Source organism: Agrobacterium pusense (assembly GCF_900102105.1).
Taxonomy (GTDB): Bacteria; Pseudomonadota; Alphaproteobacteria; order Rhizobiales; family Rhizobiaceae; genus Agrobacterium; species Agrobacterium pusense.
Genome location: NZ_FNBB01000001.1, coordinates 84,804 through 107,698, shown reverse-complemented (window position 1 = coordinate 107,698; position 22,895 = coordinate 84,804). Strand labels below are relative to the sequence as shown.

Here is a 22,895-nt window from a genome sequence, read left to right as displayed (position 1 = left end):
ATGGCTTCATCCCCCACTTCCGCTGTTACCGATCTTTCCGCCGCGCTCGTCATGGCGCCCGTGCCGCTGCCGGACTGGCTGATCATTCTTCCGATCGCGCTGTGCATCGGCGCGGGCGCGGTGCTGATGATGATGCGCCACGCCATTCGCTACCATGCGCCGGTCGCCATCGCCGCACTGGCCCTCCTCGTGGTTCTCGATGCCGCCTTCTTATGGAAGGTTGCCACGCAAGGGCCGTTCACCATGGTCATGGGCCGCTGGCTGCCGCCCTTCGGCATCGCCTTCACGGCCGATCTCACCGGCGGGTTGCTGTCACTCGCGGCCGCCATCGTCGCGCTGGCCGGCGCCATTCACGCTGGCAGCGATATTGACGCCAGCGGCAGACGTTACGGCTTCTATCCCTTCCTGATGCTGCTGATGGCCGGCGTTACCGGCGCGTTCCTGACCGGAGACATCTTCAACCTCTATGTCTGGTTCGAAGTGCTGCTGATCTCGTCCTTCGGCCTCATCGTGCTCGGCTCGACGCGGGAGCAGATCGACGGCGCGTTGAAATATGCCGTCCTGAACCTCATCGGCACGACGCTTTTCCTGATCACGGTGGGTTATCTCTACGCCATCTTCGGCACGCTCAACATGGCCGATATCGCGTTGAAGGCAAACGGACTGCGCGAAACCGCGCCGCTGATGACGCTTGCCAGCCTCTTCACGCTTGCCTTCGCCATGAAGGCGGCGGCTTTTCCGGTGAATTTCTGGCTTCCCGCTTCCTATCACACGCCGCGCATCGTCGTCTCCGCCCTGTTCGGTGGACTGCTAACCAAGGTCGGCATCTATTCGCTGCTGCGCGTCATGGTCATGCTGTTCCCGGTCGAGCGGGAGGAACTCAGCATCGTCATCGCCGCTTCCGCCGCGCTGACAATGGTGCTCGGCGCCATGGGTGCGCTCGCCCAGAACGATATTCGCCGGATGCTCGGCTATATCGTCATATCCGGCATCGGCTACATGATGGCGGGCATCGCCATCGGCACGCCGTCAGGCGTCTCGGGCGCGATCTTCTACGCGCTGCATTCCATGGTGCTGATGACGGCGCTCTACCTTGCCGCAGGCCACGCTGCCCGTCTCGGCGGCGGTTTCAGCCTCACCGTGCTTGGCGGCCTTTACCGGCAGGCTCCGTGGTTTTCGGCGCTTGCGCTCGCGCTGTTTTTCGCCGGTTCCGGCCTGCCGCCCTTTTCCGGCTTCTGGCCGAAGGCGGTCCTGGTCAAATCGGCGATCGATATCGGCGCATGGTGGCTGGCCGCCGCCATTCTCCTCTCCGGTTTCATCGCCACCATCGCCTTCGGACGCGTCTTCCTTCTGTGTTTCTGGCGTCCGGCGGCAAAGCCATTGCCACAACCCGCCTTGCCCGCCGCGGCGCCCTCCGTCGCTCCGCTGGTCGCGCTGACGCTGCTGGTCGTGTTCTTCGGCCTGTTTCCCGAAAGCCTGCTTGATCTCAGCCAGGATGCCGCAGCCGGGCTCGGGAACCCGCAAGCCTATATCCATTCGGTCTTTCCAGAAGGAGGCAAGCCATGAGCCTCTATGTCGTGCAATTGCTGTTCGTGGCCGTATGGCTTGCGGTGACGGGCAGCCTGACGCTGGCAAACATCATCTTCGCCCTCATCGTCTCTACGCTGGCGCTCTGGCTTATCCGCCACCAGCTTCCCGGCGGGCGCAATCACTGGCTGCGTCTTGGCCGCGTGTTGTCGCTGGTACTGTTGTTCTTCAAGGAGCTTGCGCTTTCCGCCTGGAAGGTTGCCGTGATGGTGACACGCCCGAAACTGGACGTTCAACCCGGCATTTTTGCCTATCCGCTGACCGTAACCACGGATTTCGAAATCACGCTGCTCGCCAATCTCATCACGCTCACGCCCGGCACGCTTTCCGTCGATGTTTCCCCTGACAGAAAGATGCTCTACGTGCACGCAATCGATTGCAGCGATATCGAAACCGCAAAAAACGACATTAAGAACGGCTTCGAAAAGAAGATCATGGAGGCGTTTCAGCAATGACGCCGGAACAGATAGTCTCATTTGCAAATATACTTGCGCTGGTTGTTCTCTCGGTGGCCTTTTTGCTGACAGTCTACCGCGTTGTCGTTGGTCCCACCTTGCCGGACCGTATCGTCGCGCTGGACATGCTGGTCGGCATCGCCATCGGCTTCATTGCGGTCATTGCCATCCGCACCGGCTTCAATCTCTATGTCGACATTGCCATTGCCCTCGGGCTCGTCGGTTTTCTGGCCACGGTGGCGTTCGCGCGCTTCGTGCTGTCGCGCGGACCGGATGGCGGGCGCGGCCCGAAAGGGGTTCTGGATGGCGCACGCCGGTCTGAACTCGCCGAGAACCCCTCGAAAATTCGGGTGAATAGCGGAAAAGAAAAGGGAAGGCGGTAATGGGTTGGATCGTTGCTATCCTGGTTGCGGCGCTGATGATCTCGGGTGCCGCCTTTTCACTGATCGCCGCAATCGGGCTCAATCGCCTGCCTGATGTTTACACCCGCATGCATGCCGCATCCAAGGCGGGGACGGTCGGCTCCGGCCTGCTGCTTCTGGCGGTGGGCATCCACTCTATGGATATATCGACGCTGGCTCGGGCGCTCGCCGGTTTCTTCTTTTTCGTTCTGACGGCGCCGGTTTCCGCGCATCTTCTTGCAATGGCTGCGCACAAGGCAGGTTATCCGCTTTCCGTTAAATCGGTAGTTGATGACCTCAAGAAAATTTGAAGTTGAATTACCCCCTAATAATAGGGGGTGCGCGTTTTCAATTACTACTAGGCATAGTATTTTATTACCCGTAATTTTTTGTATTCCGATTAGACTGTTTTGAACTAAAAAATTCACAGCAGGAATTTGACTTTTGCTGTTTTGCTGTTATCCAAATTAAGTGTAAAGTTGCTAATCGCGATTTGCATCTAGCCTCTTCATAGTCGGCATAGGCATTTTATTAATGTCTAATCTACGGGTCTCAGGACCATTGCTGCCCATGTCGCGGGTCATAAGTTGAATCTCGGACCAATACGTTTCCGGTTTTCGCTTGAAATCTAGGGGTAGATTTCACGTTGGTTTCAACAGGGCGAAGGTGGGGGCACCGGTAACTTCACATCGCTCGATGCGGCGTTCGCCCGCGTCAGGGGATCACTAACAGGAGATACTTAAATGACGGAAACTGCATACGGTAACGCCCAGGATCTGCTGGTCGAACTGACGGCGGATATTGTGGCTGCCTATGTTAGCAACCACGTCGTCCCGGTAACGGAGCTTCCCGGCCTTATTTCGGATGTTCACACGGCGCTCAGCGGAACGTCCGCGCCGGCATCGGTAGCGGTCAATGTTGAAAAGCAGAAGCCGGCCGTCTCTGTCCGCAAGTCGGTTCAGGACGATCATATCGTCTGTTTGGAATGCGGCGGCTCCTTCAAGTCGCTCAAGCGCCATCTCACGACGCATCACAGCATGACGCCGGAAGAATACCGCGAAAAATGGGACCTGCAGGTCGATTATCCGATGGTCGCGCCCGCCTATGCCGAAGCCCGCTCGCGGCTCGCCAAGGAAATGGGTCTCGGTCAGCGCCGCAAGGCCAACCGCTGATTTTCGAAGACAGTCCGGCTTGCAGTGAAAGCCGGAAGTCGCAAGTTAATACGGCCGGTCCTTAGACCGGCCGATTTTGTTTTCGGGATTGAAGACCACGCCTTGGCGTGCCGTTCCCCGGAGCGAAGCCGAGCATCATAAGGCCGCCATCAACGTCGTATCCGCGCCGTGAGAAACAACCCTTTCGCGATAGGGAACCTTATTGCGCTGCACGCCGGATGCTACGCGGCGAAAGCCTGCGGGCGCCGCTGCTTGCCATCATCCACTCTCCACGGAAAATCATCACCCCTCAGCCAGCGTGGAGATCGGCTTTTTATCGTCTCGCGCAATATCGGATGAGGAAAAAAATCCTCAATTACGTCCATCACTTTCGAGAAAATCAAGCTATGTCAATGGCCTGAACTCCATCGCAAAATTTGCGCTTCCCCAGGCCTCTCCTCAGGTGTATGAATTAATTCCTATTCGTAGAGGAGTTGCATATGCCGTCGGATACCGTGTTTCTGCCTGCTGCCGCGCGGCCTTGCCTGCGGGTGCGTGATCGTCCCTTTCGTTCGTGGCCGTCTTCGGGCGGGCGGGATGATATTTCCCGTCTTTGCCGTCTGGTGCGGCAACTCACCGGGGAGATGGTGCGATTGACGGGTGAGCGAACGCCGGTGCGCCGCGACATCAGGCGCGTGGAGTGCCACGTCCGCCAGATCGCCATGTATGTGTGCCATGTGCAGCTCGGCATTCCCATGTCGGATATCGGACCCTGCTTCGGCCGGGACAGGACGACGGTCGGCCATGCCTGCCAGGTGGTCGAGGACCGACGGGACGAACCGGCATTTGACGAGTTTGTCGCCACGCTCGAGCGGCTTACCGGCAGTATCGTCAACGTGATGACAGGGGGCCGGGATGACTGAGACGAAACCCATGCCGGCTGCCTCCTCCGATCCTCATCTATTGCGGCTGCTGCGGTGCATCGCCGCCGGCGCAGCCGAGATGTCCCCGGAGGGGGGCGATATTGTGCTGCGCCGGGGGCGGGCAGGGCATCCCGCGCTACGGCTTCCGGCCGCGACGGTGCGGCTTGCCGTTTCGTCCGGGCTGGTCGAGCTGCGGGAAAACACCCTTCATGCGGCGCCGCCGCTCGCCTCCTACCTGAAACGCGCAATGGCAAAAGACCGCGACGAGATTTTTCAGGAGCAGCATCGGGATATGCAGACGGTTGTCGTGGATATCGGCGATGCGAAGCAGTCGGCCAGGCGTAACCTCAACACCTCGCAGCTGATCAGCCTTTCAAGGCTGAAGGAGCGTGACGGCGCGGCATTCTTTCCACCGGATGCGCTGGAGGCGGGGGAGCGGCTGGCCGCCGATTTTCATCGCGGCCACCTCAATCCCAGGGTGACGGCGACATGGGAACCCAGAACGGCGAGCCGCACAAAGGGTGAGGCGGGAGGCGCGCTCGAACTCACCGAGGCAGCAATGGCCGCAAGAACACGGTTTTCCCGCGCAGCCGAGGCGATGGGGCCTGAATTATCTGGCGTCGCTATCGATATCTGCTGTTTCGAAAAGGGATTGGAGACGGTGGAACGCGAGAGGCAATGGCCGGCGCGTTCGGCAAAATTGCTGCTGCGTGCCGCATTGCTGGCGCTGGCCCGCCACTACGCGCCGCCTGCAACCCGTGCAGGCAGGAAAGAACACCATTGGGGCGATGCTGATTATCGCCCATCGATGACGCGATAAATCTCAGGCGGCAAGCAGCCGGGCTTCCTCGCGGATACGCTTGATCATCGAGCGCAGGCCGTTGGCGCGCTGCGACGACAGATGTTCCACGAGCCCTATTTTGTCGAATACCTCGATCGCGTCGAGACCGGCGATTTCAGAGGCCCTTTTGCCGGAATAGACCGCAAGCACGATGGCGACGAGGCCGCGCACGATATGCGCATCCGAATCGCCCTCGAAGGTCAGGAGAGGGTCTTCGGCGCCGTCGCTATGGCTGACGAGCCAGACCTGGCTGGCGCACCCCTGAACCTTGTTTTCAGCCGTGCGCTTGTCTTCCGGCAGATCGGGCAGCGCCTTGCCGAGTTCGATGACATAACGATAGCGATCCTCCCAGTCATCGAGGAAAGCGAAGTCGTCAAGGATCGTTTCGAGAGAGGCCATTTGTGCGCCGTATCATCCGTTATTGCAGGTCTTCGTCACGATATAGGTGAAGTGCCGTCGGTTTTGAACCATAGCCCACGAAAAAGCCCACGGAAAACCGGTTCCGTGGGCAAGTTTGGCAGGCGGTGGCGGAAGGAAATATCCATCCGCAATAAAGGCGGGCGCGGTGGCCGGCAGGATCAGGGAGCAGGGCGCTTCTGCGGCAGGGGAATGACGGTGCCGGTCTTCAGCATGTCGGCATCTGCGGGAAACTCGACGCTGACAACGGGTGCCGCTGCAAGCTTTTCGGCTTCCGCCGCAACGTCGGCAACATCGGCGGGCTTGTCCCCGGCGGCAAGCTGCTTGTCCAGCAGTTCATAGGCAACCTTTGCCCCTTCCTTTGCCCTTTCGCCCAGCGCATGGAAGGTTTCGGCGCCCTTGATGCAGACATCGGGCTTTTCGATGCAGATGGCGCTGACATAACGATAGGCCTCGCCGGCAGCCGAAACCGCGCTGGGAATATCGAAGGCCGAAGGTTCCTTGGCCGGATCGTTGCTGCTGCCGAAATAGGACAGCGCCACCAGTACCAGCGAAAACCAGAATGTTCCTTTGATCAGAAACCACATTGTCAGACACCCTGCCAGATGATCTTTGTTTTCGAAAGCCCCGCCCGGTTTCGGGTCATCGGCCTTTTTCCCGTTTTTCGGGCTTGTGAACAACCTACAGACGACCGGCGAACAGCCGATTGCAAAAAGCGGCGCAATTTAATTCAAATTGTATCTATTCCCCTCGGATCGGGACGGCGGCCATCAATTCACTCGCATTTTAACGGTCCATGTTAAGCATAATTGCGACAGAGGCCGCGCGTTCCGGGCGAAAGCGGCAAAAAGCTCTGCCGCAAAAGTTAACGCGATGGCAAAAATGAAGCGAAATCCGTCGCTTACCCGTCATTAACCATGATTGGCAAAGCTTCCTGGAAATGCCCCGTAATGGGACTGTCACGCATTTGACGGGCTTTTCAGCCCATTCTTTTTATCCATTCCTTAAGCCGCCGCCTTCTATTGTCGGAGCCGTTGGAACCGCCTTCAGGATTCGGGTTTGGTATTGCGTAATATGAGAGAAAAAGCGGTCGCACTGGTCGACCATGCAGCGGGCAGATGGCTTGCGCGCATGGAAGAGGACGCCGAAAGGCGCGCCGGGACCGTTGCGCGCCTGCGCTGGCTGATTGCCTTCAGCGCCGTCGGCCTTGTGGTTGTACCAGCCATTTTCAGCCTCGTCGTCAGCCCCGCCATCGCGCTGCCCATCGGTGCGGCCCTGGTGCTGGCGCTGTTTCTGGCCGCCGCCGCCCTGCTGATCGCCTTCTCCCATTCTGCGCACGGCGCATCCGCTCATTCGGTTTCCTCGGTGAACGACGATCTGATCGCGGCATCGCAGGTGCCGGGCCTGGTGCTGGTGATCGGTGAAACCGGCTTCGTCGAACACGTGTCCGGTCGCGATTGCGCGGCATTCCCGGCCGACCTTCAAGCCAGCAAAGGACATATCCTCGTTGAATATGTCTATGTCTCCGATCGTATCGAACTGATGCAGGCTTTCGACGTCCTGCGGCAGGGTGAGGACAGGGCAACCGCCGAACTCCGCTTCGAGACCGGTGCGAAATCGCGCCAGGCGCAATTCATGCACGCCCGTATCGAGATGACCGCCATTCGCGGCGCGACGGGTCGCCTGCGCCGCATCGTCGCCCAGCTCACCGATATTACCGAGATGGAGCGTCTGCGCCGCGATGTCGCCCGCAAGGCAGCCGAGGCGGAATCCGCCAATGATGCCAAGTCGCGCTTCCTCGCTGCCGTCAGCCATGAACTGCGCACGCCGCTCAATGCCGTCCTCGGTTTCTCCGATATTCTCGCCGGCGAGTATTTCGGACGGCTGGAGAACGACCGTCAGCGGGAATATGTCGGCCTCATCCGCCAGTCTGGCGCCCATCTTCTGGCCGTCGTCAACACCATGCTCGACATGAGCAAGCTGGAGGCCGGCCGTTACGAGCTGATGATGGAAAGCTTCCCGATTGCGGAAACCATCTCGTCGTGCGAAGCGATGCTCGGCCTTCAGGCGAAAGAAAAGGGCCTGACCCTGACCAGCCGCATCCAGCGCGGCATCGGTGAAATCTCGGCCGATCAGCGCGCCATCCGTCAGGTTCTCATTAACCTCGCCGGCAATGCCATAAAATTCACCGATGCCGGTGGCGTGGTATCGATCGACGCTGCGCGCGAAGGCGCAATGCTGAAATTGACGGTAAGCGACACCGGCATCGGCATCGCGTCTGACAAGATTGAACTGCTGGGCCAGCCCTTCATGCAGGTTCAGAATGAATATACCCGTCGCTATGAAGGCACGGGTCTGGGATTGTCCCTAGTCAAGGGGCTCGTGGCTCTGCATGGCGGCACATTCGCCATCGCCAGCAAGCCCGGCGAGGGGACGGTCGTAACGATCACTTTGCCTGCCGATGGTTCCGGCATGGCGGGTGGCGGCGAAAGCGCTGACGCCGAAAGCATGGTGGAGTTCCCACCGCGCATACGGCAGCTTGGCGACATGGCGGCGAAAATGAGAAAGGACGGTGACGATGGCCCCGCGAAAGCGAAAATCGCCTAAGAAAACAACGGCCCAGATTGGCGCCGGGATTGTTTCCTTGGTGGTTTCGGCCATCGGGCGCGAAATCCTGCGCCATCCGAAACTGGTGGGCGGCTGCGGTGCCTTCGCGGTCGTCTTCGGTTTTGTCGCCGCCAATGCGCTCTGGTACCAGCCTGGTGTGCACCCGTCGCCCTTCCTGCGCACGCGCGATGCGGAAAACCCGAACGGCATCGCCGGTTATCGCCCGGCCGAACCACTCGGCACCCATGGCAACGTCACCACATTCCGCATAGAGCGCCCGGCAGAAACGGAAACGGCACAGCAGCAGCCTGCGGCCGAAACGCCGGCGCAACCCGTCGCCGAAAGCCAGAAACCGCAGCAGATCGTCGCCGACATTCAGGGCGAACTGAAGAAGCGCGGGCTTTATGAGGGCGAGGCGGACGGTCGCATGGGACCGAAGACGGCCGCCGCCATTATGTTCTTTGAAGAAACGCTCGGCATGGAACAGACCGGCGAGCCGACAAGCCGGGTGCTGGCGGCGCTCAGGATCGATGGCGCAACGGTTGCCGCGATCCCGAAGGACCGGCCTGCCGATAGCAGCGGCGGTGTCGAAATCGACCCCGTTGCCGCCGCCATTCGCAAGGCGGAAGCGCCGCATCCCAAGGCCGAACCGGTCTCCCTCAACAGCGCCGCGAAACCCGCAAGCCGCGATCTCATCGCCAAGATCCAGCAGGGGCTGATCAATATCGCCTATGCCGATGTGAAGGTGGACGGCGTGGCCGGCCAGCAGACCCGCAATGCCATCAGGGCGTTCGAAAAACACTACCGTCTGCCGGAAACCGGCGAGCCGAGTGAGGCCGTGCTGAAGAAGCTGAAGTCTATCGGGGCGCTTTGAGGCTTTGACAGCAGCGTGGGGCGTGTGTGGCTCTACCCCCCTCTGCCCTGCCGGGCATCTCCCCCTCAAGGGGGGAGATCGGCAGGAGGCGCTACCACCACTTCATTCGCAAGTGTTGAGATGGGCGAGACTTATCCGCTTGCCGATCTCCCCCCTTGAGGGGGAGATGCCCGGCAGGGCAGAGGGGGGTAAAGCCACGCACACCTTCGTCAGCTTAAAAATCAACATCGAAACCCCACCCACCTAGGCAGCGCAAAAATCGAAAGCAAACCCATGCGCCTCAAATCCGAAATGTTCGTCTCAGCCCTCATCCGCCGCGTCTTCGCTGCCGGTGGATTTGCCGCTGTCGAAAAGAAGGGTGCGGAGGAGGCGGGCGCTATCTTCGTTCGCCAGCGGCTGCGTGACGGCCGCGAGAACCTCTATGGACCCGCCCCGCAAAGTTTCGCTGAGGACGAGGACATCATCCGCGCCGAGCGCCGTTTCGAAACGCGTCTGGCCGGTGTCGAGGGCGAGGAAAGTGCTGCCCTGCTGGAAAGGGAGCGGCGGTTCGACAGCGACCTGTGGGTCGTGGAGATCGAAACCGATGACATCGGAACGTTGCTGACGCTGGTGGATCAGCCCAAAACCTAGAACCAGGGAAGTGGAATCCGGTTCTCCATCCGCGAATGACCTCGCACTACTGAAGATGCAGGCCAGCCCGCTTAACCCTGCGTCCCGGTTCTCTGCGCAGCCGGTGCGCTACGGCTCGGCCGTTCGCGGCCATGGGTATAGCTGTCGGCCCGCCGCCAGCTTTCCAGCCGCTCTTCGCATTCCACGGTGTTGAGACGGTCAAGCAGGGCTTCCGCCCGGCTCATATCGCCTTCCGCGGCGGAAAGGTGCGGATAGAAGCACTGCAAGACGAAGGCCGCCTCGGAAAATTCCATGCCGAGGCCGGTCAGCGTGGTGGCAAGCTGCGCGCCCGATATATCGAGCATGATGCGCTCCGACAGCCAGTAGCTGGAGGAGAGGGAATCCGCCAGCGCCACCGCGAACTGCCGCGCATTGCGTTCGCGGGCGAAACGCACCAGCAGCGCGTCCTGCACTTCGCTGAGGCGGCGAAGGCCGAGGACATCGCTTTCCGGGCGGTTGAGATGGCGCGCCATCTGCTTGATCCGCTGGCGCATTTCCTCTTCGAGCGCGGAAGCCGCGGCGATGTTGTCCGTCTTCACTTCCGCCTTCGGCGCTTCGATGCTCACCGCTGCCGGCGGTTCAGTGGCAGGCGTTTCCTCTTGCGGTCGCTTGAGGTCTTCGATGTGCCGCAGGCCCACGAGCGCGTCGATGACGGTGGGGGAGAGGTTCTCCCGCCGGACGATGGCGCGTGCGTGGGCGGCCCCTTGCGTGCGGGCAATGGTGATGAGCGTGTCGTCGTCGAGGCACTTCGAGGCAATGAGGAAAGGGGCCGCAAGCGAAATCGGCTGGCAGGCAATGAAGAAGGCAACCGCGGAAGGCACGTTCGGGTGCTGCGAAAGGGCGGCAATTGCCTCCCGCTTGGCTTCATCGGTGGAGGCATTAAAAAGCGGCATGAAAAGTTCGGCGAATTGCCGGAGATCCGTTTTTGACGGAAGAGGAACATTCTCGAAGTTCGTCACGGTGGCCATCAGCACCACATCTTTCTTCCTCACGGCTCTTGGCCTCTCAAGTTCTCGAAACCGGTCGGTCAACGCACTACCCAACAAACGCAAACACAATATCGGTTCAATTTAGAGCAAATCCGTTGACGTCCTGTTAACTATGGGTGCCGCCAAGAGAGAAACCGCCAATATCAACAGGCAAATTTTAAAATCGTGTGGTGGGGAAAATGCCGCGGAACTTTGCGGCCTCGCCTTTGTTTTCAACGGGTGTGGCTCGGCAAAGGAGAAAACGCCACCCGGTCATTAGGGTTAACGGATCATTAACCTCTGTCTGTTTGTAATTTCATGGGCAGTATTAGGATTCCATGTTATTCTGAAATCCGGAATAAGAGCCGAACCGGCGTCTGATGCCTGAATGTCCGCATAGCCCAGCGTTAAAACCCGCGATGGTTTTCAGGGATATGCGAAAACCAGCCTGTGGGCTGGATTATGCGCAATGTGATGGTGATGAAATTCCCGACGCAAGACGAGGCTTGCGCGGTTCCCATGGGCAACATTGACTCCCGAAGAGGAGAAGAGCATGGCAGACATTATTCCACTTGTTGACGCCCGACGAAGCCTGCGTCCCGCAGGCGTGGTCAGCACGATGATCGGCCCCGCGAAAGTGGTTCTGTTCACCGGCGTTCGTTATGAGAAACGCGACAGCGAGCCGGCAGGCAAGGTTGCGCGCAAGGGCAAATCCGCACCGGAAACCGCCTTGAAATCCTGATTAATAAAAATAAGCCGCCGTTATTTCCACGGCGTCGGCTGGCACTTTGCCTCATTCAGGAACCGTTCCGCCTCTTCGCCGAAACTCGGCTGCGGTACGAGGGTCCTCAAAACCACATATCCTTCCGTCTGATCCGATTCCGCCAGAATTGCCTGTGAAAGCGCGGGCGGTTGCGCCTTGCGAATGGCGGCGATCTGCACCGCATCTGCCACCAGAATATCCATGACGCCGGCGGCGGATGTGCGGTCATTCATGCTGAACACCTCGTTCGAGGCCTTGTCGTAAACCGCCACGGACCAGAAGGGCACGGCCCCGACGGCGGTCAGCCGGATCGGCTGTTCCTCAATATTGAAGGTGCATACGGCCACCCGCATGAAGGGATCGCCGCTGCCCAGCGTCTTTTTTTCCGTCGTTTCTTCAAGCAGATGGAACAGGTGCGGTTTTCCTTCCGCCACTGCCCGCGTATAGGCGTCGCGATTGCTGAAGTGCGGTATCGCCAGGAGAATGATGACATGCAGCACGGCCGCGCCGACGAGACCGGTGACGATGGCGAGCAGGACCCTAAGCATTGCCACACCCCAGCTTGCGGATCTGCGGCATGGAAATGTCGATCAGGCCGGAACTGCCGGCCACAGGCGTGTCGAGCAGGGTCAGGACGAGCTTGAAGGTCTGTCCCTGAGGCACCGCGAGCCAGTTATAGGTCTGGGCATCCGGAGCAATGGTGATGTCTATGCCGCCATCGGCGCTGCGCAGAAGCGTGCGGGAATTGAGCGCGAATGGCCGTCCGGCATCCTCAGCCAGCACATTGCCCTGTTGATCGGCGGTGTAAAGCGTCCAGAAACGTGCTGGTGGCACAGCCCCGGCCAGCCGGTAGCGGCATTCGCCGCTCAGGCGCTGGCCCTCGCTGTCGACGGACGCGGTGAAGGCCAGCCCCTCCGCCGTTCCGTAAAGCAGCTTGCCGGCGTCAGCGCGGTGCGACTTGGCATAAGGATCGGCCTCGATCGTCTGCGCTTCCGGAAACGCGTCCCAGGAACCGATGCGGATCGAACCGAAACCGGAGGTCGCTTCAAGCGCCGCGAGCGTTGCGGCAATACCGCCGCCAAAGGCGATCAGAAGGGCGATGCCGACAAGGAATGGAACTCGGAACACGCTGTTTTCCCGTTTATGAACAGGTCGAGGACTATCACTGATTCCCTGTTTGGAAAATGGCGCGGCTTGTTTAGTCCTCGTGAAAGTGACTGGAGCGCGAAATTCCTGGCCTATGCGCCCATGACGAGCTTGAAGGCGATGGCCCACATGGTGATGGCGATGACGCCTTCGAGGATGCGCCAGGCGGAAGGTTTTTCGAAGATCGGTCGCAGCCAGCGCGCTCCGTAGCCCAGCGAAAAGAAGAACAGCAGCGAGCCGGTGGCCGCCCCTGCGGCAAAGGTCTTTTCAAAGCCGGGAAACTGCGTGGAAATCGTGCCGAGCAGCACGACCGTGTCGAGATAGACGTGCGGATTGAGGAAGGTGAGGGCCAGGCAGATGGCCAGCGTCTGCCACAGGCTCGCTTCCCGTCGCTCGGCCACTGACAGCGCTTCCGACGAACGCAAAGCCGAGTGCAGGCTTTTGGCACCATACCAGATGAGGAAGGCGGCGCCGGCATAACGCATGATGGGATCAAGCGCCGGCATGATGGCGCTGATCCGCTGGAAACCGAACACGCCGACGGTGATCAGCAGCGCGTCCGATATCGCACAGGTGGCGCAGACGGCAAACACATGCGAGCGCGCCAGCCCCTGTTTCAGCACAAAGGCATTCTGCGCGCCGATGGCGACGATGAGACTGAGGCCCATGGTGAGGCCGGTAAAGAAGATCTGGATGTCCACGCCTACCGCTCTTTGTCGAAATGATATGAAGCAGGGCTTGGATATTTCCCCATGACAGATTAATCAAATTAAACAATCTCAGTCAGGATAAGAGCTACTAATGTTGGACTATCCCGCAATGCGCGCTGCGGCGCTGGTTGTTCAGACCGGCAGCTTTGAAAAGGCGGCGCAGGCACTGCATGTCACGCCATCGGCCGTTTCCCAGCGTATCAAGCAACTGGAGGAGCGGCTGGGCGTGGTGTTGATCGTGCGCGGTAACCCCTGCGTTGCAACGGAAAAGGGTGAGTGGCTCTGCCGTCACATGGATCACGTCGGCATGCTGGAAAGCGAATTGTTCCGCCAGCTACCGGCCTTGGCGGAAGCGGGAGCGGCGCAGGAGCGGGTGACGCTCAACATCGCCACCAATGCCGACAGCCTGGGCACATGGTTTCTGGATGCGGTGTCGAAATTCACCGGTAGCAGCGATTATCTCGTTAATATCGCCGTCGACGATCAGGATCACACGGTGGAATGGCTGCGCGCGGGCAGGGTGCTCGCCGCCGTGACCGCCCATAACAAGCCGGTGCAGGGCTGCCGGGTAACGCCGCTGGGCGTGCTGCGTTACCACGCCACCGCCAGCCCGGATTTCATGACCCGCCATTTTGCCGAAGGAGTAACATCAGCGACGCTCGCCTGCGCGCCGGGCTTGACCTTCAACCAGAAGGACCGGCTGCAGGCGAGCTGGGTAAGGGAGGTGCTGGGTGAAGACATTGTCTACCCGACGCACTGGTTGCCTTCGACCGATGGATTTGTGAAGGCGAGCCTTGCCGGCATGGGCTGGGGGCTCAATCCGGTTCAATTGGTGGGGGAGCATTTGCAGGCAGGGCGGCTGATGGAGGTCGTTCCCGGCACGCCGCTCGATATCCCGCTCTATTGGCAGGTTAACCGGCTTGCGGCGGAAAGGCTGGCGGGGTTGACAGATATGGTGGTGGGGACGGCTAGGGCGACGTTGTTGGTGTGAGGCATCGCGGAGCGTGGAGCTTGCGGCTTACCCCCCTCTGTCCTGCCGGACATCTCCCCCTCAAGGGGGGAGATCGACCCGAGGCCAGGTCTCGCCCATCTCAACGTTTGAGATTGAAGTGGCGGTAGAGCGTCTTGCCGATCTCCCTCCTTGTGGGGGAGATGTCCGGCAGGACAGAGGGGGGTGAGCCACACACTCCGACGGAAAACTTCAGTCGATTCGCCCCGACTTCACCGCTCTGCCCTCACTGCTTCCCCGCCCGTTCCATCAAATAACGGGCCACAGCCTCATAAGCTGGCAAGGATGTCGCATCGTTGGCGGCGTTGCTGGCAACAGGATGCGACGAGAACCGTGCGATGACCATGTCGGCCGCGGGATCGACATAGATCGCCTGGCCGTGCACCCCACGCGCCATGAAAGCGCCGTTGGCATTGTGGGTGACCCACCACATGGCGCGATAGCTCCAACCCTGCAGCGCCGGATATCCGCCTTTTGCGAAAACCGCCTTGTCGCCGCCTTGACGGATGGTGTCGATCGCCTTTTGGGGAATGAGCCGCTCGCCGCCCATCATACCGCCGTCCAGTAGCAGCTGGCCGATGCGCGCCATGTCGCGCAGGCCGGCATTCAGCCCGCCGCCAGCAAAAGGCGTGCCGGTGGAATCGACGGTGTAATAGGCGTCCTGTTCGGCGCCCATCCGGCTCCAGATGCGCTCGGAAAGCAGCTTTGCCACCGATTTTCCCGAGGCGCGGGCAATGATCCAGCCAAGCGCATCGCTGTTGATCGTCTTGTACCCGAAGGCGGAACCGTGTTCTCCCTGCTTCACCACCGTCCTCAGATAGTCGAAATAGCTGCGAGGGCCTTCGTAACCCTCGGGCTTGGGAAGCGGATTGCCAGCGGCGGAATATGTCCATACGTCGGCATTAGGATCGGCGTAGTCCTCGCTGTAACGCAGGCCGGTCGTCATATCCAGCACCTGCCGGATCGTCGCATCGCCGAACGCGCTTTTTTCAAGTTCGGGAACGACGGTCGCGACTTTGGCATTCTCGTCCAGCGTCCCTTCGGCAACCAGCATCTCGCCCAGAAGCCCGGTCAGCGATTTCGTTACCGACATCGCCCCGTGCTGCCCCGTATCGTTGAGGCAGCCGGAGTAGCGCTCATAGACAAGCACTCCCTTGTGCAGCACGACGATGCCATCGGTATAGTTGGCCGATAGCGATTGCAGCCAGGTCATGTCCTGCTCACCGCCGGTCGGGCGGAAGGTCACGGCGTCGATGGCGGGGTCGGGCTTGCGCTCAAGGGCCGCTGGCGCGCCGAGCCCACGGCTGACATTGACCGTCGGCATCAGCTGGCGGAAGTGACACACTGTCCAGCGCAATTTCGGAAAATTGAAATAGTCGCTGTCCGAAAAGCGGATGATCTTGTCTTCCGGCGGCGGAAAGCCCTGCATCCAGCCGAGCTTCAGCGGGTCCGACTGCTCGGCTGAAAGCGGCGCGGCTTGCTGACTGGCAGCGGCATAGGGGTAGGCCAGAACAGGCACCATGGCTGCAAGAAGGACGGGCAGGGTTCTAGAAATTGACGATGACATTGACGAAACCTCCAAGCCAGTTCGGCGAATGCTCTGCTGTCAGGGAATCCATGCCCCTGCCAGGGAATGAAATGCTGACGCCGGCGGTGAGATAGGTATTGGCATTGATGATGCGCGAATATTCCAGATAGAGATCATCGGCGAGATGGCGGTTACCGACGCCCGCAACCGGGGTGGGCGTGCCGTCGATGTCGTCGAGCCGCGTGCCCTGTCCAAACTGGATAGGGCTATCCAACTCGTTGGCGCGGATATGCGCGTAACGCAGCGTCCATGTATCGGCCTGCGTTGGCTTCACCTGCAGGCTGATCTGATGGGCATTGACGTTGGAATTGAGAAACATCATCGAGGACTTCGTGCCCGTCGACCATGCGCTCGGATTGCCCTCGTAATACAGCGGATCGAAGCGTTCGAGACGCGAGGTTGAAGGATCGTCGCCGGAGAAGGTCTGAAAGCTGTAGGCGATCGTCGGCATCCATGAAACATCTTCGAAAGCATAGCCGATCTGGGCGCGGCCGCCCCAGGCTGCAAGGTCGATGTCGGGATTCCATTGATAGGCGATATCGCCGCCGATGAAAAATCCCGGCAATGACGCGTCGAACGGATTGGTACGGGTATAGGCGTTGATGAAGCTCAAGCCCTCGCGCGCACCCGGCATGATGACCGGCGCGCCGATGCCGCCAGCCGCTGCCCGAGGGTAAGGCGAGCCGGATTCCGGCACATGGCCGAAGGTAACGCCGAAATATCGACCCTCTTGCGGTTCATAACGCAGATCCGCTCCCACGATCTTCGTCCCGCTGTCCTTGTCGGATAATTCATTCGCGTCGATGAAAAAGGCCGTGGCCGTCAGGTCATCCTTGCCGAGCCGGAGGATCGCCGCCTGCTCCCAAGCCTTTCTCGGCCCTAGTTTCAACGCACCACGCTCAAAACCGCTTGATCCGCCATTGGCAATCAGCATGCCCGTTCCCGTCTTGAACGGACGCGGCCCCAGGGAGATATCGAAGAACGGGCCGCTCTCCGCCTTCGAGCGCAGGCCGAGATAGCCGTCTTCGAGTGTCACGGCGCCCGTGCCACCGGCATCGAAGGCGTCGGTGCCGAGCGTGCCGGAGGCAACGGCCGAGATTTTTCCATAGACCTGAAGCCGGTCGCCGGCGTCGGCGGTAAAACCGATGCCGGGCATCAAATAGCCCTCAAGCCAGCGCGTGTCGCTGTCGAAGCCGGCGTCCGGCGCAAATCGATCGGCAAAGTTCCAGAACAGGTTCTGTTCGGCAACGGCATTGATGCCGGCTTGAAAATACAGGCGCAATTCAAAACCCGGCTCGTCGATCAGCAGCATGGGGTCCTGCGCATGTGCCGCATCCGCTGCAAACCACAGTCCGGCGAGGAGAGCAACCGCCGCCGCGCGCGTTTCCGCCGCATCATTCATGCCGTCCTCCGGGGCGCGCTGTTATCGCACAAGAGATAACCGCACCCACTTAGACATGAATTGACTGGCTAGGTCCATTCAATCTTGGAGTGTAGAAACAATATTGAGGAATATTACGTCTTTAAAGGCTCGGATAAAGGCAGCTTGCGTAAAATACTATTATATTATTCGCAGGCAGGAGAAGCCTGGATTGGTTTCGCACCTCATTTTCGTCGATGGCAGATCGACCATCCCGGTCATGGAGGCAACCAGAGATTGTTTAAACGTGCAGGATTCCGCCTGTTATTCCTTCTAAAGTCTCACGATACCTTATAAGTATCCCGAAACGCCCTAACGCCGCGCGGCTTCGTCTTTGCTATCTCGGATGGCGGCATCCGCCACCTTCTGCGTCGTCACATTCAGCGCCGTGGCTTCCTTCATCTTCCGCCCGATGGAGCGGATTACACGTGTCGCCTCGGCCGAGAGCGAACGGGGACGGGTGAGGGCCGGCAGGGCGGGTGTGCTGCTGGCTGCGGCTGCCACTTCCGCAGAAGGCTGCGGTCGGGCGCCGGTCGGCAGCGGGTTCTGGATGCCGGGGATGGGGCGCAGCTCCATGCCCTGATGGGCATAGTCCATCAGCCGCTTGAAGGTCATGGCGGGCAGCGCACCGCCGGTCATGTTGTTCATCGGCGTGAAATCGTCGTTACCGAACCAGACGGCGGTGGTGTAGTTGCCGGTAAAGCCCACATACCAGGCATCGCGATAGGCCTGTGAAGTGCCGGTCTTGCCGCCGGAAACGATGCCATTGTCAAGCGCACCGCGCCGCGCCGTACCCATCACGGGAATGGTCACCAGCATCTGGTTCATCTTCGAATTGGCGTCTACGGACAGCACGCGTTTGGCGGGCGGCTCGTCATGGCTGAAATCGTAGAGAACATTGCCCTCGTAATCCAGCACCTGCTCGATGCCGTGGCGGCGCGACTGCATGCCGTCAGCCGGGAAAACGGCATAGGCGGTGGCCTGATCCAGTACCGTCACTTCCGATGTGCCGAGCGGGATGGTCTTGTCGCTGCGCAGCGGCGTGGCGACACCCATCGCCTTGGCGGTATCGACGATGACCTGCGTGCCGAGCACGTCCTTGGCGAGCCGGACCGGCACGGTATTGTAGGACTTGGCGAGCGCCATCTGCAGCGTCACCTTACCCGCATAGGAGCGGCCGTAATTCTGCGGCGACCAGCCGCGCCATGTTACCGGCGCGTCGGAAATCAGCGTTTCCGGCTTCATGCCTTTTTCCATGGCGGCCGAATAGGTATAGACCTTGAAGGAGGAACCCGGCTGGCGTAGTGCCGCCGTGGCGCGGTTGAACTGGCTTTCGCCATAGTCGCGGCCGCCCACCATGGCACGCACGCCACCGCCATTTTCGATCATCACCATCGCGCCCTGCTTGACGCGATACCCTTCGCCCAGTTCGCGCAGGCCCATTTCCATCGCCTGTTCGGCCGCCTGCTGCAGGCCGGTGTCGATGGTGGTGCGGACGACGACGGTGTGATCCTTGAACTTGCCCGCGGCGGCCAGCCGCTGCACTTCGTCAAAAGCCCAGTCGAGGAAATAATCCGGCGCCTTCACGTCTTCGCGGTCGATGACGGTGGCGGGGTTGCGGCGCGCGCCGACCACCTGCCCCTCGGTCATCAGCCCGCTCTGCACGAGGTTGGAAAGCACGGTGTTGGCGCGGGCACGCGCCGCCGGAAGGTTGACATGCGGTGCATATTTCGCGGGCGCTTTGAAAAGCCCGGCCAGAATGGCGGATTCCGAAAGCGTCACGTCGGTGAGGGTCTTGCCGAAATAAAACTGCGCGGCCGCAGCAGCACCAAAGGTGCCGCCGCCCATATAGGCGCGGTCGAGATAAAGGCTCAAAATTTCCTTCTTCGACATGTTGGTCTCGAGCCACAGCGCGAGGAAGGCTTCCTTGATCTTGCGCTCCAGCGAGCGTTCATTGGTGAGGAAGAGGTTCTTGGCGAGCTGCTGCGTCAGCGTCGAGCCGCCCTGCACCACGCCGCCGGCGCGGGCGTTTTCGCTCATGGCGCGGGCAAGGCCGATGAAATCGATACCGAAATGGTCGAAAAAGCGCCGGTCCTCGGTCGCCAGCACCGCCTTGATGAAATGATCAGGCATCTGGTCGATCGGCACGCTGTCTTCATGGATGATGCCGCGATGACCGATGGTGTTGCCGTATCGGTCGAGGAAGGTGACTGCGAAGTCACCGCGATAACGCCAGTCCTTTTTGGTTTCCTCGAAAGCGGGCATGGCAAGCGCCAGAAGCACGACCGATCCCGCCGTTCCAAAGGTTAGCGCGTCGCAGGTGAGATTGACGAGGAGCTTCTTCCAGCCGCGGACATGCAGCTTGCGGGAGGCGATGGTGATATCTTCCCAGAAATCCACCAGCCTTGCCGCAGCCGTCCACAGGCCGGAGTCGATGAAGCTATCGATCCGGAGCAGGATATGCCGTTTTTTACGGCCTTTTTTATCGTCTTTTTCTTCCTGCACCTGGCGATATTTCCTGTTTAAGGCAATGCGACCGTCGATATTCTGCGCTTCAACCCATTCCCGACGCAAAACCGTGGCATGGTTATGTCGGAAGTGCTTGACGTGGCGGCCTTTCGCGGGCCAATGACCCCTTCGCCGCCTGCCAATATGCTAAAATATCGTACAAACCAGCCCTTGGCGATACGATATAAAGGATTAGGGACCGGTTAAACACTCCCGTCCAAGAGATCAAAATGAAACGGAAATGTTAACGATGAATGACGCGCCGTTCTGGAAAACCAAATCGCTGACCGAGATGACCGGCGAGGAATGGGAAAGCCTGTGCGACGGCTGCGGATTGTGCTGTCTCAACAAGCTGGAGGACTGGGACACCGGCGAAGTGGTGTTCACCTCCGTCCGCTGCGTGCTGCTCGACGGCGAGAGCTGTCGATGCTCGGATTACGAGAACCGCCGTGCCACCGTGCCTGATTGTATCCAGCTTGACCTGAAGAAGGTTCACGAGATCGGCTGGCTGCCGCCCACCTGCGCCTATGCGCTGGTGCGCGATGGCAAGGATCTCTACTGGTGGCATTATCTCGTCTCCGGCGATACCGAAACAGTGCATCAGGCCGGCATTTCCGCGCGCGGCCGCACCGTCAGCGAGGCCGATGTGGATGTTGACGACTTCGAGGATTATGTGGTCGACTGGCCGCTGACGGTCGGCGAAAGGGCGGGAGAAAAGGAGCGGACGTGATGAAAAACGGCAATTTTCGGTTTGGTCCTATTCCTGCCCCATCAGCCTCCTAAAGGCATGTCATCCGAAAACGTGTCACGGTTTCGGGCTATGACTTGTCTGAAATCAAAGACAGCTTCCGGCCATTCCGGCAATTGATCCGCAAAAGCGGACGAGGGACATCAAAACGCATGCGCTACCGGCTGCCCGCCATCTTTCTTTCATGCCTTGCCCTTCCGGGGCTCCTGCCGTTTTCCGCTGACGCCCAGCAACAGCCCCAGGCCTTCGAATGCACGCTGGTCACATCAATCGAGACCGGCGCCATCATCAACCAGCAGGGCGCCTGCGACCAGCGGGTGGCGCCAGCCTCCACCTTCAAGGTGCCGCTGGCGCTGATCGGTTACGATGCCGGTATTCTCCAGGATGAAAAATCGCCCGCCTGGGACTGGAAACCTGGCACGGAGGCGCGCGCCGCCGACCGCAAGACGGTCGACCCGACCATCTGGGAGCAGGATTCGGTGCTGTGGTATTCGCGCGAGATCACCCGCCGCCTCGGCCCGGAAAAATTCGCCGCCTATGTGAAGCGTCTCGGTTACGGCAATGCCGATGTATCGGGCGAGCCTGGCAAGAACAATGGACTCACCCATTCCTGGCTGGGGGCGTCGCTCACCATCTCGCCGGTGGAGCAGGTCGGTTTCCTTCGCCGGTTGCTTGCCGGCAATCTTCCTTTCTCCCGCGATGCGCAGGCCAAGACGCGCGCCATCGTACCGGTCTTCGATGCGCCGGAAAGCTGGGCCGTGCACGGCAAGACCGGAACCGGCTACATGCGTGACGAAAAGGGCAATCCCGACCGCAACCGCCCCTTCGGCTGGTTCGTCGGCTGGGCGGAGCGTGAAGGCCAGCACATCGTCTTCGCAAGGCTGCGTGTTTCCGACAAGCCGTCAAACGAGCCGCTCGGCCCAGCCGTGCGCGATGCCTTCCTGCGCGATATCCCGCGGCTGGCGGTGCATCGGTAGGCGACGGCCCTCACACGGGAAAGGACATCAGCATATGTCGGATGCCTCTCGCGATGTCATCAAGCTCTATACCAAGCACGGTGCTGATTTTGACAATCAGCGCGGCCGCTCCCTTGTTGAAAAACCCTGGCTGGACAGGTTCACCTCGCTATTGCCCGATGGCGGCTCCATTCTCGATATCGGCTGCGGTTCGGGTGAGCCGATCGCTGGCTATTTGATTGCCAACGGTTATGACCTCACGGGCATCGATGCGTCGCTGCCGCTGATCGAACTTTGCCGCAGCCGCTTTCCGGAAAAACTCTGGGTGGTTGCCGATATGCGCGAACTGGCCCTCGGCCGCCGTTTCGATGGGCTGATTGCCTGGCACAGCTTTTTTCACCTGTGTCCCGAGGATCAGCGCCGGATGTTCGGTATCTTCCGCCAGCATGCCAATGAAGGTGCGGCCCTGATGTTCACTGCCGGGCCAGTGCAAGGCGAAGCAATCGGTACCCTTCAGGGCAAGCCACTTTATCACGCCAGCCTCGCGCGTGAAGATTACGAAAGCCTTTTGGCCACGCATGGATTCCGGCTTCTGGATCACGTCGTCAACGATCCGCAATGCGGCGGGGCAACGATTTATTTCGCCAGGCGGATCGTATCATAGAGACCATTGCATAGTCCCCGGGGATCACGCATAGGATCGACAGACCGGATGTTTCAGGGACTTTCCCATGCTCGAAAAGCTCAAGCGATGGGCGAAATCCATCAAGCGTGACGTTCACGCCCTTTATCTTGCCGCACGCGATCCACGCACGCCGCTTTTGGCCAAAGTGGTGGCGATGCTGGTCGCCGCCTATGCGCTTTCACCAATCGATCTCATCCCGGATTTCATTCCTGTCATCGGTTATCTCGACGATCTGGTCATCGTCCCGCTCGGCATCCTCCTTGCGGTGCGTCTTGTGCCGCCGCCACTGCTGGCGGAGCATCGATTGACGGCCGCGGCCGCGCAATCCCGTCCCGTCAGCCGCGTGGCTGCTGCCATATTCATCGGCCTGTGGCTGGCGGCGTCGTTCACGATTTTGTTTGCGGCAAAAAATTTCTTCTTCCCTTGACCTTCCCATCATGGGAAGCCCTACATAGGGTCTCGAAAGGGG

General features: G+C 60.1%; 25 protein-coding genes. 16 read left to right on the top strand and 9 right to left on the bottom strand.

Annotated features, from left to right (window positions below; all coding sequences use genetic code 11):
- From BLU28_RS00560 to BLU28_RS00530, 7 genes are all read left to right on the top strand, one after another.
- Positions 1 to 1,566, top strand: coding sequence for a Na+/H+ antiporter subunit D (locus BLU28_RS00560; protein WP_037091612.1), 1,566 nt, complete (start codon positions 1 to 3; stop codon positions 1,564 to 1,566).
- Positions 1,563 to 2,042 carry a Na+/H+ antiporter subunit E gene (locus BLU28_RS00555; RefSeq protein WP_035210819.1) on the top strand — a complete coding sequence of 160 codons (480 nt, stop codon included), beginning with the start codon at positions 1,563 to 1,565 and terminating at the stop codon, positions 2,040 to 2,042. Before BLU28_RS00560 ends, BLU28_RS00555 begins: the two co-directional genes overlap by 4 nt.
- Entirely contained in the window at positions 2,039 to 2,425 is a 387-nt protein-coding gene (locus BLU28_RS00550) for a cation:proton antiporter (protein WP_045532466.1), read from the top strand. Before BLU28_RS00555 ends, BLU28_RS00550 begins: the two co-directional genes overlap by 4 nt.
- Entirely contained in the window at positions 2,425 to 2,754 is a 330-nt protein-coding gene (gene mnhG / locus BLU28_RS00545; protein WP_004440653.1) for a monovalent cation/H(+) antiporter subunit G, read from the top strand. Before BLU28_RS00550 ends, mnhG begins: the two co-directional genes overlap by 1 nt.
- A gap of 432 nt (positions 2,755 to 3,186) precedes the next feature.
- The gene (ros, locus tag BLU28_RS00540) at positions 3,187 to 3,615 is read left to right on the top strand and encodes a MucR family transcriptional regulator Ros (RefSeq protein ID WP_004440665.1); all 429 of its coding nucleotides are present in this window, start codon (positions 3,187 to 3,189) and stop codon (positions 3,613 to 3,615) included.
- A 479-nt stretch (positions 3,616 to 4,094) separates the two neighbouring features.
- Entirely contained in the window at positions 4,095 to 4,517 is a 423-nt protein-coding gene (locus BLU28_RS00535) for a helix-turn-helix domain-containing protein (RefSeq protein ID WP_077986759.1), read from the top strand.
- Positions 4,510 to 5,337, top strand: coding sequence for a DUF6456 domain-containing protein (locus BLU28_RS00530; RefSeq protein WP_077986760.1), 828 nt, complete (start codon positions 4,510 to 4,512; stop codon positions 5,335 to 5,337). The genes BLU28_RS00535 and BLU28_RS00530 overlap by 8 nt, the downstream gene beginning before the upstream one ends.
- 3 nt (positions 5,338 to 5,340) lie before the next feature.
- Here BLU28_RS00530 and BLU28_RS00525 read toward each other — a convergent pair whose 3' ends face one another.
- Positions 5,341 to 5,757 (bottom strand): SufE family protein, encoded by a 417-nt coding sequence (locus BLU28_RS00525; RefSeq protein ID WP_037091598.1) that lies wholly within the window; start codon positions 5,755 to 5,757, stop codon positions 5,341 to 5,343.
- 179 nt (positions 5,758 to 5,936) lie between these two features.
- Positions 5,937 to 6,362: a DUF5330 domain-containing protein gene (locus BLU28_RS00520; RefSeq protein ID WP_077986761.1), complete on the bottom strand. Its 426-nt coding sequence runs from the start codon at positions 6,360 to 6,362 to the stop codon at positions 5,937 to 5,939.
- A 487-nt stretch (positions 6,363 to 6,849) separates the two neighbouring features.
- Here BLU28_RS00520 and BLU28_RS00515 point away from each other — a divergent pair, with 487 nt between their 5' ends.
- From BLU28_RS00515 to BLU28_RS00500, 3 genes are all read left to right on the top strand, one after another.
- Positions 6,850 to 8,382 (top strand): sensor histidine kinase, encoded by a 1,533-nt coding sequence (locus tag BLU28_RS00515; protein ID WP_077986762.1) that lies wholly within the window; start codon positions 6,850 to 6,852, stop codon positions 8,380 to 8,382.
- On the top strand, positions 8,354 to 9,256 hold the full coding sequence (locus BLU28_RS00510) for a peptidoglycan-binding domain-containing protein (RefSeq protein ID WP_022555835.1): 903 nt from the start codon (positions 8,354 to 8,356) through the stop codon (positions 9,254 to 9,256). The genes BLU28_RS00515 and BLU28_RS00510 overlap by 29 nt, the downstream gene beginning before the upstream one ends.
- Positions 9,257 to 9,529: 273 nt before the next feature.
- Positions 9,530 to 9,886: a DUF1491 family protein gene (locus tag BLU28_RS00500; RefSeq protein ID WP_077986763.1), complete on the top strand. Its 357-nt coding sequence runs from the start codon at positions 9,530 to 9,532 to the stop codon at positions 9,884 to 9,886.
- Positions 9,887 to 9,957: 71 nt separating this feature from the next.
- Here BLU28_RS00500 and BLU28_RS00495 read toward each other — a convergent pair whose 3' ends face one another.
- Complete coding sequence (locus BLU28_RS00495) at positions 9,958 to 10,893, bottom strand: DUF2336 domain-containing protein (protein ID WP_222856671.1); 936 nt, start codon at positions 10,891 to 10,893, stop codon at positions 9,958 to 9,960.
- Positions 10,894 to 11,446: 553 nt separating this feature from the next.
- Between BLU28_RS00495 and BLU28_RS00490 the strand changes: the two genes are divergently transcribed.
- Positions 11,447 to 11,635 (top strand): hypothetical protein, encoded by a 189-nt coding sequence (locus BLU28_RS00490; RefSeq protein ID WP_004440680.1) that lies wholly within the window; start codon positions 11,447 to 11,449, stop codon positions 11,633 to 11,635.
- Between the two features lie 20 nt (positions 11,636 to 11,655).
- Here the strand turns inward: BLU28_RS00490 and BLU28_RS00485 are convergent, their stop codons facing one another.
- The 3 genes from BLU28_RS00485 to BLU28_RS00475 form a co-directional block, all read right to left on the bottom strand.
- A complete protein-coding gene (locus BLU28_RS00485) occupies positions 11,656 to 12,204 on the bottom strand; it encodes a DUF1254 domain-containing protein (protein WP_072494166.1) in 549 nt (182 codons plus the stop codon).
- A complete protein-coding gene (locus BLU28_RS00480) occupies positions 12,197 to 12,784 on the bottom strand; it encodes a DUF1214 domain-containing protein (protein WP_004440683.1) in 588 nt (195 codons plus the stop codon). Before BLU28_RS00480 ends, BLU28_RS00485 begins: the two co-directional genes overlap by 8 nt.
- Before the next feature lie 110 nt (positions 12,785 to 12,894).
- The gene (locus tag BLU28_RS00475; RefSeq protein ID WP_004440685.1) at positions 12,895 to 13,503 is read right to left on the bottom strand and encodes a LysE/ArgO family amino acid transporter; all 609 of its coding nucleotides are present in this window, start codon (positions 13,501 to 13,503) and stop codon (positions 12,895 to 12,897) included.
- A 100-nt stretch (positions 13,504 to 13,603) separates the two neighbouring features.
- Here BLU28_RS00475 and BLU28_RS00470 point away from each other — a divergent pair, with 100 nt between their 5' ends.
- Positions 13,604 to 14,503 (top strand): LysR family transcriptional regulator ArgP, encoded by a 900-nt coding sequence (locus tag BLU28_RS00470; RefSeq protein ID WP_077986765.1) that lies wholly within the window; start codon positions 13,604 to 13,606, stop codon positions 14,501 to 14,503.
- Between the two features lie 244 nt (positions 14,504 to 14,747).
- Here the strand turns inward: BLU28_RS00470 and BLU28_RS00465 are convergent, their stop codons facing one another.
- The 3 genes from BLU28_RS00465 to BLU28_RS00455 all read right to left on the bottom strand — a co-directional run bounded on the left by BLU28_RS00465 (position 14,748) and on the right by BLU28_RS00455 (position 20,034).
- Positions 14,748 to 16,043 carry a serine hydrolase domain-containing protein gene (locus BLU28_RS00465; RefSeq protein WP_168247097.1) on the bottom strand — a complete coding sequence of 432 codons (1,296 nt, stop codon included), beginning with the start codon at positions 16,041 to 16,043 and terminating at the stop codon, positions 14,748 to 14,750.
- Between the two features lie 25 nt (positions 16,044 to 16,068).
- Positions 16,069 to 17,511, bottom strand: a complete 1,443-nt coding sequence (locus BLU28_RS00460; protein ID WP_077986767.1) for an alginate export family protein — start codon at positions 17,509 to 17,511, stop codon at positions 16,069 to 16,071.
- A gap of 330 nt (positions 17,512 to 17,841) precedes the next feature.
- Positions 17,842 to 20,034: a transglycosylase domain-containing protein gene (locus tag BLU28_RS00455; RefSeq protein ID WP_168247084.1), complete on the bottom strand. Its 2,193-nt coding sequence runs from the start codon at positions 20,032 to 20,034 to the stop codon at positions 17,842 to 17,844.
- 253 nt (positions 20,035 to 20,287) lie between these two features.
- On the opposite strand from BLU28_RS00455, the gene BLU28_RS00450 reads away from it, so the two are divergent.
- The 4 genes from BLU28_RS00450 to BLU28_RS00435 all read left to right on the top strand — a co-directional run bounded on the left by BLU28_RS00450 (position 20,288) and on the right by BLU28_RS00435 (position 22,853).
- Positions 20,288 to 20,767: a YcgN family cysteine cluster protein gene (locus tag BLU28_RS00450; protein WP_003497144.1), complete on the top strand. Its 480-nt coding sequence runs from the start codon at positions 20,288 to 20,290 to the stop codon at positions 20,765 to 20,767.
- Between the two features lie 170 nt (positions 20,768 to 20,937).
- Positions 20,938 to 21,762 (top strand): class D beta-lactamase, encoded by an 825-nt coding sequence (blaOXA, locus tag BLU28_RS00445; RefSeq protein WP_037091572.1) that lies wholly within the window; start codon positions 20,938 to 20,940, stop codon positions 21,760 to 21,762.
- 34 nt (positions 21,763 to 21,796) lie between these two features.
- Positions 21,797 to 22,405 carry a class I SAM-dependent DNA methyltransferase gene (locus tag BLU28_RS00440; RefSeq protein ID WP_077986768.1) on the top strand — a complete coding sequence of 203 codons (609 nt, stop codon included), beginning with the start codon at positions 21,797 to 21,799 and terminating at the stop codon, positions 22,403 to 22,405.
- Between the two features lie 67 nt (positions 22,406 to 22,472).
- Complete coding sequence (locus BLU28_RS00435) at positions 22,473 to 22,853, top strand: YkvA family protein (RefSeq protein WP_077986769.1); 381 nt, start codon at positions 22,473 to 22,475, stop codon at positions 22,851 to 22,853.
- Positions 22,854 to 22,895 lie beyond the last annotated feature (42 nt).

Excerpts from the sequence above, each read along its gene's own strand:
- BLU28_RS00440 (WP_077986768.1), top strand. The coding sequence starts at position 21,797 with ATGTCGGATGCCTCTCGCGATGTCATCAAGCTCTATACCAAGCACGGT.
- BLU28_RS00450 (WP_003497144.1), top strand. The coding sequence starts at position 20,288 with ATGAATGACGCGCCGTTCTGGAAAACCAAATCGCTGACCGAGATGACC.
- BLU28_RS00535 (WP_077986759.1), top strand. The coding sequence starts at position 4,095 with ATGCCGTCGGATACCGTGTTTCTGCCTGCTGCCGCGCGGCCTTGCCTG.
- BLU28_RS00435 (WP_077986769.1), top strand. The coding sequence starts at position 22,473 with ATGCTCGAAAAGCTCAAGCGATGGGCGAAATCCATCAAGCGTGACGTT.
- BLU28_RS00515 (WP_077986762.1), top strand. The coding sequence starts at position 6,850 with ATGAGAGAAAAAGCGGTCGCACTGGTCGACCATGCAGCGGGCAGATGG.
- BLU28_RS00495 (WP_222856671.1), bottom strand. The coding sequence starts at position 10,893 with ATGGCCACCGTGACGAACTTCGAGAATGTTCCTCTTCCGTCAAAAACG.
- BLU28_RS00555 (WP_035210819.1), top strand. The coding sequence starts at position 1,563 with ATGAGCCTCTATGTCGTGCAATTGCTGTTCGTGGCCGTATGGCTTGCG.
- ros (WP_004440665.1), top strand. The coding sequence starts at position 3,187 with ATGACGGAAACTGCATACGGTAACGCCCAGGATCTGCTGGTCGAACTG.
- BLU28_RS00460 (WP_077986767.1), bottom strand. The coding sequence starts at position 17,511 with ATGAATGATGCGGCGGAAACGCGCGCGGCGGCGGTTGCTCTCCTCGCC.
- BLU28_RS00485 (WP_072494166.1), bottom strand. The coding sequence starts at position 12,204 with ATGCTTAGGGTCCTGCTCGCCATCGTCACCGGTCTCGTCGGCGCGGCC.
- BLU28_RS00490 (WP_004440680.1), top strand. The coding sequence starts at position 11,447 with ATGGCAGACATTATTCCACTTGTTGACGCCCGACGAAGCCTGCGTCCC.
- BLU28_RS00465 (WP_168247097.1), bottom strand. The coding sequence starts at position 16,043 with ATGGTGCCTGTTCTGGCCTACCCCTATGCCGCTGCCAGTCAGCAAGCC.
- BLU28_RS00500 (WP_077986763.1), top strand. The coding sequence starts at position 9,530 with ATGCGCCTCAAATCCGAAATGTTCGTCTCAGCCCTCATCCGCCGCGTC.
- BLU28_RS00550 (WP_045532466.1), top strand. The coding sequence starts at position 2,039 with ATGACGCCGGAACAGATAGTCTCATTTGCAAATATACTTGCGCTGGTT.
- blaOXA (WP_037091572.1), top strand. The coding sequence starts at position 20,938 with ATGCGCTACCGGCTGCCCGCCATCTTTCTTTCATGCCTTGCCCTTCCG.
- BLU28_RS00530 (WP_077986760.1), top strand. The coding sequence starts at position 4,510 with ATGACTGAGACGAAACCCATGCCGGCTGCCTCCTCCGATCCTCATCTA.
- mnhG (WP_004440653.1), top strand. The coding sequence starts at position 2,425 with ATGGGTTGGATCGTTGCTATCCTGGTTGCGGCGCTGATGATCTCGGGT.
- BLU28_RS00525 (WP_037091598.1), bottom strand. The coding sequence starts at position 5,757 with ATGGCCTCTCTCGAAACGATCCTTGACGACTTCGCTTTCCTCGATGAC.
- BLU28_RS00470 (WP_077986765.1), top strand. The coding sequence starts at position 13,604 with ATGTTGGACTATCCCGCAATGCGCGCTGCGGCGCTGGTTGTTCAGACC.
- BLU28_RS00520 (WP_077986761.1), bottom strand. The coding sequence starts at position 6,362 with ATGTGGTTTCTGATCAAAGGAACATTCTGGTTTTCGCTGGTACTGGTG.
- BLU28_RS00560 (WP_037091612.1), top strand. The coding sequence starts at position 1 with ATGGCTTCATCCCCCACTTCCGCTGTTACCGATCTTTCCGCCGCGCTC.
- BLU28_RS00510 (WP_022555835.1), top strand. The coding sequence starts at position 8,354 with ATGGCCCCGCGAAAGCGAAAATCGCCTAAGAAAACAACGGCCCAGATT.